This is a genomic window from Rhizobium sp. 01T444 (assembly GCF_056398305.1).
The window spans coordinates 23,980-34,636 of sequence record NZ_JBFTPD010000046.1 but is presented as its reverse complement, the minus strand read 5'-3'; the positions used below and the strand labels follow the sequence as shown (position 1 = coordinate 34,636).

Below are 10,657 nucleotides of genomic sequence, written 5' to 3'. Positions count from 1 at the left end.
CAGCGAATGGGCAACGGTCTTCGGCGACGCCAAGATGACGACGGCTCTTCTCGACCGTCTCACCCACCGTTGCCACATCCTTGAAACCGGGAACGACAGCTTCCGCTTCAAAGCCAGCTCGGCCGCCGCAGCGCAAAAGAGAGGAGAAAAAGCCAGTCACTTGACCAGAGCCTGATCAAAAAACCATACTTAGAGGTGGCTCACTTCTCGGTGGAAAAACCGGCTCAGTTCCGCGTGAAAACCAACAGCTGTTCTCACGCAGGGTCAGTTCCTCCGACAGGAGGATATCGATGGCCTCAAGGGCCGATAGCTCACCATGCTCGAGGCGGCGCACGACATGGTCGAGAGCTTCCAATGCGCGCGGCATCTTCAGTCCAACGAGATCATGACGGATACGGTCGATCATCGACGGAATGGGGTCGAGGGTGGCGCTCATGGTCGGTTCTCCTGTGCCAGGACCTTGCCGACGGCATCATAGAAGGCAAGCGATCGCTGCAGCACGGTGTCGCCGGCGGGTTTGAAGATATGAGTATCCTGCCGTCTCCCCAGCCCATGTTGCGGCTGAATGGGTCGCCGATGATCCGGATGAACCCGGCGCTGTTTACGGCCCTCCAGGACCGGGTGAGTTGCGATCAGCGTGCCGTTCTCGAAGATGCGGACCTCGTCGGCGAGGGAATGGACCTCAACCATTCGGCTTCGTGTGGCATCCGGAACGCTGTAGGCATTGCCACCGACGCTGACCATGCCCTCCCGCGACACGCGGCGCTCCAGCTTCAGAACGGATTTGAACGGTGCCAGCGGTAACGGTCGCAGGTGCGGTCGCTCCTCGGCAAAGGCTTCATTGACGAAGCGCATGGTTGTCGCATGCTTCCTTGGATTGGCGACGGTGTCCAGCCAGTGCCGGAGCTGGGCGTTCAGGTCGTCGAGATTGCGAAACGAGCGGGCCAGGAAGAAGTCCTCGCGGATGTACCGGAACGGTCGCTCGACTTTGCCCTTGGTCTTTGCACGATAAGGTTTGCACGCCTTCGGGTGGAAGCCGTAGTGGCGTGCCAGGTCGATGAGTGCGCGATTGTAGATGATGCCTTCCGTCTGGCCTTCGCCGATGACGGCAGTCTTCATCCGGTCGTAGAGCACCTCCCTTGGAGCACCGCCAAGGGCCTCGAAAGCAGCGATGTGGCAGCGCAGGACGGTTGGCAGGTTCTGATGCATGACGAAGCGCGCCCAGATGAGGCGGCTGTGACCCAGCACCATTGAGAACAGCCAAACGATCCTCGGCGTCATCGGTTCGTCGGTGAAGACGACGTGGAACTGGGCGAAATCGACCTGGGCCTGCTCGCCGGGCGGCGTCTCGAAACGAACCTCGTATCCCTGGTGTGCAGCGGGTCGCACATCGCGAAGAAAATCCGTTACAGCCGTGTAGCCGCCCGTATAGCCTCGATCCTTGAGCTCTCGTAGCAGCCGACTGCCGGTTAGGCATGGATAGGTCTTCACCCGCTCCCGCAGGTAAGAAGCAAACGGATCGATCACCGTTGCCCGCGGCTTCCTGGGACCATAGGCCGGAGCCTCAAGGCCTCGCTCAATGTATTTGCGCACCGTCTTGCGATCGATGCCCGTTTCTCTGGAAATGGCCGATACCGTCAGCCCCTGCTGATGCAGATCCAGGATCATGATTGTCTCCCTCAGCTTGATCACCAATATCCCCCTTCCGACCATCGGAAAGAGTATTGACGATGACGCGCCGCCGGTCTTCCGGGGCGCGCCCCGGAAGACCGGCGGCCGCAGCACCTGGGGAAGATTCAAACGGCACTATTGGGGAGTATTGCTCCGGTACTGACAACTTCTACAAAAATGCGGGTCGTGAAATCGAGGACAAACGGCCCTTCGACAGGTATCTCGGCGAAACCCAGCGTCTGCTGGGCGTCCTCGACGGAAGACTAGCGCGGCGTTCCTGGTTGGTCGGTGGAGGTGCCGGCGAATACTCGATAGCTGACATAGCTTCGCTCGGTTGGGTGCGAGCGCTTGATACCAGCTATCAGGCGGGCGCTCTCATCGGGTTGAGAAACTATCCACACGTCGCCGAATGGCTGGAGCGAGCCTTGGCTCGGTCGGCGGTTCAGCGCGGGCTCAGCGTCCCTACACGCCCGTGACGGTCGCCGCCGCTTGCCGCTACCGACACGGCACACGCATCCGCGACATCGCGCTCGACGAAGATGTGCCGGAGCAGATGGATCGGTCAGAGTTCGTGTGGATCGATCTTCAGGATCCGACCAGCACCGAACTGAGAATTTTGCAGGATCGCTACGGTCTTCGTCCATTGGTGGTGCAGGCCGCGCTTGATCCGGATCAGCCGCCCAAGCTTGAAGTTCACGGGCACCAGTTATTCGTGATCGCACGGTCGGCATGGCTCGAAGATGATCGGATCCGATATAGGGCCCTCGCCATTTTTGTCAGCCACCATCATATCATCATCGTGCATCACGGATCGAGCGCCCACCGTGAAGACCTCCGCGCCCATCTGGAAACAGCCCCGGAATTACTCGCGCAGGGCGTCGACTACGTCCTGCATGCCGTACTCAATCAGGTCGTTGACGACTATCTGCCGATTTTCGAAATGGTCGAGGATGATGTCCTCCAGATGGAGCGGCACTCTCTCTACAGCTTTCTCGGACGCGAAGAAGTGGTGCGCATCTTCCATCTGCGCTGCGAACTGACACGCTTCCAGCGAACCCTGGGGCCTATGGGCGAAATCACCCGTAAGCTCGTGCGGGGCCACTACCCTTGCATCAGTGCCGAAGCGCGTCCCTATTTTGACGACGTGCTGGACCATGTGACCCGCGTCCAGACGATGGTGGATGGGCTCTTGCATGTGCTCGTCTCAGCTTTTGAGTTAAGCAGCCTGCTTGAGCAGCAACGGACAGGTGTGATCACCCGCCAACTTGCCGCCTGGGCCGCTATTCTGGCCGTTCCCACAGCGATTGCGGGCATTTACGGGATGAACTTCCGCTACATGCCGGAGCTTGAGACGCGTTACGGCTATTTCGGCGTACTCGGCACCATTTTAGTTCTCTGCGCTCTTCTGTGGCGTCGATTCAGGGGTGCCGGATGGTTATGAGACGCCACTCCTAGTGGAAGCGGAGTAGCCAGCTGGCAAACTCACCCACCAACGGACCGAAGCCGGGCATCTTTGTCCAATGCGCCCGTTCAGCAAAACTTGGAGGCGCTGACCACTTTAGTGAAGAACCTTCGAACCATGTGGACCCGTCTATCGGGCGCGGGTACCGCTAGGTGATTATCTTCTTTGTTCGACGAGCTTCCCGCTAGAGCCCTTATCCTCAAGCTCCTTTGTGGTACTATGCCGCTAAGCCGTCTCCATTGATTGCTTCGAAGCGTCGGCGGTACTCGCCCGGTGTAAGACCGACCAGCCTTTGGAAGAGGCGTCTGAAAGAGGCAGCGTCGCTGTACCCCACTGCACGTGCGACCTGGTCCACTGGCCGCTTTGTGAACTGAAGAAGTTCTCTAGCTTTGCCGATACGCAGCTGCTGGGTATACCCGGTGGGGGTCATGCCCGTTGCCGACTTGAATCGACGAAGGAATGTGCGCTCCTCCATCGTCGCTGCTCGTGCCATCTCTGATAAAGCGATCGAGCGCATCGGGTTGGATTGCAGCCAGTGTTGTACCTTCAAGATCGCCTCGTCCCCGTGAGTGAGCCGCGGTGCGAAGATGCTGTAGTGGCGCTGCTCGCGTCCTGCTGGATCGATGAGCCAGAACTGAGCGGCTTCAACCATGACCGTCGGGCCGAGCAACCGGTCAATCAGGCGCATGCCGAGGTCTGTCCAAGCCATCATCCCGCCGGCAGTAAGGATCTCGCCATCTTCGATGACGACTTTGCTCACATCGATCTTCACATCGGGGAAGTCCGCCTGTAGCTTGTCCGCATGCAGCCAGTGAGTGGTCACGGCACGCCCTGACAGCAACCCGGTCGCCGCCAACATAAATGCTCCGCAGCCTGTTGAAGCAAGCGTTGCGCCTACCGCGTGTCGCTCCGACAACCACGTCGTATAGGGCATCGCCTGCTTGGCATCGACGTGCCCTGGGAGCTGGTTCAAGGCGAACGATGGAGCGATCACGACGTCGGGACCGTGCTCGACGCCGGGGTGAGAATCATAACAGCGGGTAATCTTGCTCGCGCTATTCATGTTCCAGTGCGTAACGCGCAGCGGAGCTCCCCCTCGCCTTTCGGAGAAGCTGCTAGCGACCTGTAGCAGGTCGGTTATGCCGTGTACCATCGCCATATGGCATTGCGGGTAAAGGAGGAGTCCTATCTCTGCACACGGCGCTCGCGCTTTTATTTGCACCAGTAGAATTCCTTCCGGACGAATTTGCACACCAAAGATCAGCTTGTCATTTTTAACACGCTTTTTGTCGAATCCGCCAATCCCGATCAACTGGAAAATGCGGCAAAGTCCTTCTCTATAGCCAGGAGATGAGGATCGCAATTTGAAGGATACGTATTGAGTGCGAGCGAGCAGGGACGATACGCATTGCGGTCGCAGAGCCCCTACCTGGGAACATAAGCGACGAAGCGGGGCAGTGGCTACTGCGGCGAGAAAGCGAGAATAGCCATGGAGATGCACCAGGTCCGCTACTTCTTGTCGATGGCACGTGTTTTAAACTTCACGCGGGCGGCGCATGCCTGCAACGTCAGCCAGCCCTCCCTCACCCGCGCGATCCAGAAGCTGGAAGACGAGTTTGGCGGACCGCTTTTCCGCCGAGAGCGGAGCCGCACGCATTTGACCGATCTCGGTCGGCTTATGCTCCCGCACCTCGAGCGCGCGTTTGAGGCGGCGCAAGCGGCCAAGCAACTGGCCAAAGGGGTCGGAAGGGCGGAAGTGGCTTTGCTGTCTCTCGGTGTAGATGCGGCGATCGAGTCCGAAACGCTTGATGCGATCCTCGCCGAGCTCTGCTCCGGCCTGCCCGGTCTGGAACTCACGCTGACAACCGGCTCCTCCGCAAGCCTAGTCGATGCCGCCATGAGGGGCGAATTGGACCTCGTGATAACCGAAGCGCCTAACGAGGCACCGGAACGCTTCGAAAGCTGGCTTCTTTTCAAACACACGTATCACATGATTGCCCGCGCTGATCACCCACTGGCGCAGTGCACTCCCGGTAGCCTGCAAGCCGCCAGCAAGGAGGTCTGGATCGATCATGACGGCGGAGACTGCGCGCGTCTTCGCACTGCCGCCGCGCAGATCGGATTCGAGCCAGTCGTTCGCCACCGTGCGTCCGATGCGAGCCGGGTCAAGCAACTGGTGCTCGCGGGATTGGGCTGCGCTTTCATGCCGCTGACCCGGTACGACGATCGCCTAAGCGTGATCCGTTTCATCGATGTGGACGTCGTCGGACATGTTGTGCTTGCGGCCGTCTCTGGACGGAGGCGAAGCATCGCGTCCGATGCCTTCGTGTGCGCTTCAAAAGCGCGGATTTGGGCGGGGGCCTCTGTTGATTGATCGAACGACCCCCCGCCATGTCTGCACTGCTTTATGCAACCGGCAACAGGGGCAGAAGCAAACATGACCAAGATACTGGACGCGGACGTGTCGAACGAGGTCGCAAATGTCTGCATTCAGACCCATGACAGCTTCGGCGTCGCGGAGCAATACGATGTTGAGCGCAAATTCCGGGAAACGTGCCTATATCAGGTCGAACCGATTTCAACCAACCTTATCCTCTCGTTCCTGTCCGAGCATTTGCCAGGACTGCCCCGCTGGAATTAGGAGAATTTCACAGTGAACGTCCTCATCGTCTACGCTCATCCGGAACCTAAATCCTTCAATGGCGCCATGAAAGACGTTGCCGTCAAAACGTTAACTGCGGCTGGTCACGATGTCGTCGTGAGCGATCTCTACTCAATGGGATTTAACCCCGTGGCCGGCCATGACGACTTCGAAGAGCAACCGAGCAATCCGGAATTCTTCAGCCTTCCGATTGAGCAGACTAACGCGTATGAGAAGGGAACCACGTCTCCGGACATCGCGGTGGAAATGGAAAAACTGAAGCGCGCAGACTTGGTGATCTTTCAGTTTCCGGTCTGGTGGTTCAGTATGCCGGCAGTACTTAAGGGTTGGGCCGACCGGGTGTTTGCCCGAGGCTTCGCATATTTGCCGGGCCGAAAGTACGACACTGGCATGTTCAAGGGTAAGACGGCCATGGTCACAACGACAACCGGGAGCTCGGCCGACACCTACGCTCCGGACGGAATCGACGGCGATATCCTCACAGTCCTATGGCCGATTCATAACGGACTTTTGCGGTACAGTGGTTTCGATGTTCTGCCGCCATTCGTTGCGTACATGCCTGGCCGCGTCGGTGAGGATGGTCGCCAGGCGTATCTCGAGGCTTACAAGAAGCGACTTGTCGAGTTCGAAACGACGCCACGCCTGTTCTTCCATCCGAAGGAAGACTATGGCGCGAACGAGCGTCTGAAGCCAGGTGTTCTCGCCCGCTCGGGAGTGCAGAGGGATGTCTGACGGCACTCCCCCGTTGTCCGGGCTGTTGGTGGGCGCCGATACTGATCGCGTCCGTAGCGAGTTCGTTTTGATTCAACGTTTTCCGGCAAAGCCTCATAAAAGGCGGTCGGCCAACTCACACGCCACCTGAGCCATGGTTTCAAGCGTTCGCGGACCATTCGAGGAATAAGACATGATCATTCGTCCATTCACGATCTCGGTTGCCGACGAAGACCTTATGGATTTAAAGCATCGTCTGTCCATGGCACGCTGGCCTAAGGCACTTGACGACGCTTCCTGGGAGGACGGCGCAAGTCTCGCCTTTCTCCTCAGGCTGGTGAACCACTGGCAAAACCGCTTCATTTGGCGCGCGGAAGAAACGCGGCTTAACCAACTGCCACAGTTCGTAGGATCGGTCGACGGCACCGATATCCATTTTATCCACCAAAAAGGCGTTGGGCCGGCGCCTTTGCCGCTGATCCTCACTCATGGCTGGCCGGGTTCCTTTACCGAATTTGAACGCATCCTGCCGCTCCTGACAAATCCCGGTGCCCATGGTGGCGATCCAGCGGATGCTTTCGATGTGGTGGTTCCCTCGCTTCCCGGCTATGGGTTTTCGTCCGCGCCTTTAGAGTCGGGCGTCGGATCACGCGCCATCGCCGGCCTTTGGCATGAACTGATGACATCGCTCGGATACGAGCGGTTTGGTGCACAAGGTGGCGACATCGGGTCAGGTGTTTCCACATGGCTGGCGCGGCTGTTTCCGGAAAATGTTGTCGGCTTTCACCTGAACTATGTGTCGGCGGGGTTCCGCCCGACGCTGGCGCTCGGCGAAGAGCCGACGGAAGAAGAACGGGCCTACCAGGCGAGTGCTGCATCATGGGCCGCGACCGAGGGGGCATACTCGGCGATGCATTCCACCAAGCCGCAGACTTTGGCCTTCGCGCTTTCGGACTCACCCGTAGGGCTGGCTGCATGGATTTCAGAAAAGTTTCGGGCATGGACAGACTGCGACGGTGATCTCGAAGGCATTCTCTCGCTGGATACGATTTTGACCGACATTTCGATCTACTGGTTCACCGGCAACCTCAATGCCTCGCTCCGGCTTTACAAAGAAAACCGCCTCGACCCTCTCATCTTTGCCCCGAGCGAACGACTGACGCCGCCTTTGGGGATCGCGCATTTTCCCAAGGAACTGCCGATCCCGCCGCGGTCGTGGGTCGAGCGGGTCGCAAATGTCACACGATGGTCGGAAATGCCGACCGGCGGGCATTTCGCCGCACTTGAGCAGCCGTATTTGTTGTCAAACGAGATCAGGGAGTTTTTCCGGCCGCTTCGCTGAGATTGGCGTCGATTGCGTATTCCGATGATTTCGACCACCATTCCGAATTTATTCCAGCCACGATTCTGCCTTGAAGCCGTTCGCTTCGAGCTGAGCTCTGGGTCTCGTCAATGAATAGATCCTCGTTATCGCGTCGTCGAGCCTGGGTTGTTTCCGCGGCGCTGACGGAACGTCACTTTCGCATGCTCTCGCCGGACAACTCGACGCGGTTTGCGTTGTGCACGAGCCGGTCTGGAATAGCATCGGCAATGGTCGGATTGCCGATCATGTCGTGCCAGTGCTCGACCGGGACCTGACTGGTGAGATCGAAATGATCGGGCAGGTCCGTCCGCAAGATTGTCAGAGTATGGTCAGTACTCGACAAACCCGCGATCGATGCCCAGCTGTCTTAAATGCGCGCCTTGAACGGAACCGAACGGTCGGCCCCGCAGTCTCGCGCCCCGCGCTTAACACCTATCTAGCTGATAAGACAACATTTTACTTAGGCTGCGCGCCGGCAGGGGCTTGGAAATACAATCCATCGTTATGATATAACATATTGCATAACGCTTTTTATGGAACTTGGATGTTGGTTGACTTCACTATGGATGGAAGAACTGGCCAGTATTTTCCACGCCGCTCGGTTCAGATTTGCAAGTTGATGCCTACCCACCTCGGTAAGGCGCCGAGCTTACGAGGTATTGAGGCCCTATTTGCGGAGCACGCCAAGGTGGCCTCGCTCCTCACAGGCCCATTATTTTTTGTTCTGCCGGTTTGCGATCAGATCATCCACCACCGCCGGATCAGCCAGCGTCGACGTATCCCCCAACGCGCCGAAATCATCCTCTGCTATCTTGCGCAGGATGCGGCGCATGATCTTGCCGGAACGGGTTTTGGGCAGGCCTTGCGCGAACTGGATCTTGTCGGGCGCGGCAATCGGGCCGATTTCGGTGCGGACATGGCCGACCAGCGCCTTGCCCAGCTCGTCGGACCTCTGCACGCCTGCCATGAGCGTCACGTAGCAATAGATGCCTTGGCCCTTAATATCGTGCGGATAGCCAACGACGGCCGCTTCCGAAACATCGGCATGCGAGACCAGCGCCGATTCTACCTCCGCCGTGCCGAGCCTGTGGCCCGAAACGTTGAGCACGTCATCGACGCGGCCCGTGATCCAGTAGTAACCGTCGGCGTCGCGGCGGCAGCCGTCGCCGGTGAAATATTTGCCCTTGTAGATGGCAAAATAGGTCTGGATGAAGCGCTCATGATCGCCGTAGACCGTGCGCATTTGGCCGGGCCATGAATCGGTGATGCAGAGATTGCCGTCCGTAGCGCCGTCCAGCACCTTGCCCTCGCCATCGATGAGCTCAGGCTTGACGCCGAAGAAGGGCCGCGTCGCCGAGCCGGCCTTGAGGTCGGTGGCGCCGGGCAGCGGCGTGATCATAATGCCGCCGGTCTCGGTCTGCCACCAGGTATCGACGATCGGGCAGCGGTCGTCGCCGACCACGTGATAATACCATTCCCACGCCTCGGGATTGATGGGCTCGCCGACCGAGCCGAGCAGCCTGAGCGAAGACCGCGACGAGCGCTTGACGAAATCGTCACCCGCGCCCATCAACGCCCGGATCGCTGTCGGCGCGGTGTAGAAGATGTTGACCTTGTGCTTGTCGATCACGTCCCAGAAACGGCCCTGGTCGGGATAATTCGGCACGCCTTCGAACATCAGCGTCGTGGCACGATTGGCGAGCGGACCATACACGATATAGCTGTGGCCTGTCACCCAGCCCACATCCGCCGTACACCAGTAGATATCGCCCTCATGGTAGTCGAAGACATATTGATGCGTCATCGAGGCATAGACGAGATAGCCGCCGGTCGTGTGCAGCACGCCTTTCGGCTTGCCAGTCGAACCAGAGGTATAGAGGATGAAGAGCGGATCCTCGGCGTTCATCGGCTCGGGCAGGCAGTCGGCGCTCACCTTGGCGCATTCCTCGTGATACCAGTGGTCGCGGCCCGGCGCCCAACCCGTGGGGTTGCCGGTGCGGCGCACGACGATCACATCCTTGACCATCACATAGCCACGTGCGGCGATATCGATGGCTCTGTCGACATTGTTCTTGAGCGGGACGAGCTTGCCGCCGCGCAAGCCCTCGTCGGCAGTGATCACGAAGGTCGATTYGCAATCGACGATACGGCCGCCCAACGCATCTGGCGAAAAGCCGCCGAACACCACCGAATGGATGGCTCCGATGCGGGCACAGGCCAGCATTGCGTAAGCCGCCTCGGGGATCATCGGCATGTAGATGGTGACACGATCGCCCCTCTTGACGCCCCGCAGCTTCATTACATTGGCGAGCCGGCAGACGTGCTCATGCAATTCGCGATAGGTGATGTTCTTGCAGAGCGACGGATCGTCGCCTTCCCAGATGATCGCCACCTGGTCGGCATGATCCTTCAGGTGTCGGTCGATGCAATTCACGGACACGTTGGTCTCGCCATCCTCGAACCACTTGATCGAGACGTCGCCCTCAAAGGACGTGTTCTTGACCTTGGTGAAGGGCTTGGACCAATCGATCCGCTTGCCGTGCCGGCCCCAGAAAGCATCGGGGTTTTCGACACTCTCCTTGTACCAATTCAGAAAGGTTTCATTGTCGATGAGCGCTCGATTTTTTGCGCTTTTCAGGACCGGGTAGGTCTTTTTGGACATGCGTACATCCTTGTCGTTGCATCATTCCGATTGACCCGAGTTAGGGCACCGTCTGAGTTTCTAGAAAATCGCGGGAAGATCTATCGACAGAAGGTCCACGCTCGACACCGTCGTCGTTTTCATCGG

General features: G+C 58.7%; 9 protein-coding genes and 3 pseudogenes. 7 read left to right on the top strand and 5 right to left on the bottom strand.

The window, feature by feature from the left end; all coding sequences use genetic code 11:
- Positions 1-175: ATP-binding protein (locus AC1DTN_RS34730; RefSeq protein ID WP_477920074.1), on the top strand; the 175-nt coding region annotated here is incomplete at its 5' end.
- 72 nt (positions 176-247) lie between these two features.
- Here the strand turns inward: AC1DTN_RS34730 and AC1DTN_RS34725 are convergent.
- Positions 248-436, bottom strand: a pseudogene (locus AC1DTN_RS34725) (AAA family ATPase); the annotation flags it as partial.
- Positions 433-1,692: an IS21 family transposase gene (gene istA / locus AC1DTN_RS34720; RefSeq protein ID WP_477924638.1), complete on the bottom strand. Its 1,260-nt coding sequence runs from the start codon at positions 1,690-1,692 to the stop codon at positions 433-435. The pseudogene AC1DTN_RS34725 and the gene istA, both read right to left, overlap by 4 nt.
- A gap of 38 nt (positions 1,693-1,730) precedes the next feature.
- Between istA and AC1DTN_RS34715 the strand changes: the two genes are divergently transcribed.
- Entirely contained in the window at positions 1,731-2,147 is a 417-nt protein-coding gene (locus AC1DTN_RS34715) for a glutathione S-transferase C-terminal domain-containing protein (RefSeq protein WP_477924641.1), read from the top strand.
- Positions 2,144-3,112 (top strand): magnesium and cobalt transport protein CorA, encoded by a 969-nt coding sequence (locus tag AC1DTN_RS34710; protein ID WP_477924637.1) that lies wholly within the window; start codon positions 2,144-2,146, stop codon positions 3,110-3,112. The genes AC1DTN_RS34715 and AC1DTN_RS34710 overlap by 4 nt, the downstream gene beginning before the upstream one ends.
- 238 nt (positions 3,113-3,350) lie before the next feature.
- On the opposite strand, the gene AC1DTN_RS34705 is transcribed toward AC1DTN_RS34710, so the two are convergent.
- Positions 3,351-4,292, bottom strand: a complete 942-nt coding sequence (locus AC1DTN_RS34705) for a GlxA family transcriptional regulator (RefSeq protein WP_477924639.1) — start codon at positions 4,290-4,292, stop codon at positions 3,351-3,353.
- A 330-nt stretch (positions 4,293-4,622) separates the two neighbouring features.
- Here AC1DTN_RS34705 and AC1DTN_RS34700 point away from each other — a divergent pair, with 330 nt between their 5' ends.
- The 4 genes and pseudogenes from AC1DTN_RS34700 to AC1DTN_RS34685 all read left to right on the top strand — a co-directional run bounded on the left by AC1DTN_RS34700 (position 4,623) and on the right by AC1DTN_RS34685 (position 7,848).
- Positions 4,623-5,507 (top strand): LysR family transcriptional regulator, encoded by an 885-nt coding sequence (locus tag AC1DTN_RS34700; RefSeq protein ID WP_477924635.1) that lies wholly within the window; start codon positions 4,623-4,625, stop codon positions 5,505-5,507.
- 48 nt (positions 5,508-5,555) lie between these two features.
- Positions 5,556-5,774, top strand: a pseudogene (locus AC1DTN_RS34695) (acyl-CoA dehydrogenase family protein); the annotation flags it as partial.
- A 12-nt stretch (positions 5,775-5,786) separates the two neighbouring features.
- A complete protein-coding gene (locus tag AC1DTN_RS34690; protein ID WP_477924633.1) occupies positions 5,787-6,527 on the top strand; it encodes an NAD(P)H-dependent oxidoreductase in 741 nt (246 codons plus the stop codon).
- Positions 6,528-6,699: 172 nt separating this feature from the next.
- The gene (locus tag AC1DTN_RS34685; protein ID WP_477924631.1) at positions 6,700-7,848 is read left to right on the top strand and encodes an epoxide hydrolase family protein; all 1,149 of its coding nucleotides are present in this window, start codon (positions 6,700-6,702) and stop codon (positions 7,846-7,848) included.
- A gap of 172 nt (positions 7,849-8,020) precedes the next feature.
- Here the strand turns inward: AC1DTN_RS34685 and AC1DTN_RS34680 are convergent.
- Positions 8,021-8,152: pseudogene (locus tag AC1DTN_RS34680) on the bottom strand (ATP-binding protein); the annotation flags it as partial.
- A 429-nt stretch (positions 8,153-8,581) separates the two neighbouring features.
- Entirely contained in the window at positions 8,582-10,531 is a 1,950-nt protein-coding gene (gene acs, locus AC1DTN_RS34675) for an acetate--CoA ligase (RefSeq protein WP_477924629.1), read from the bottom strand.
- Positions 10,532-10,657: the final 126 nt, after the last annotated feature.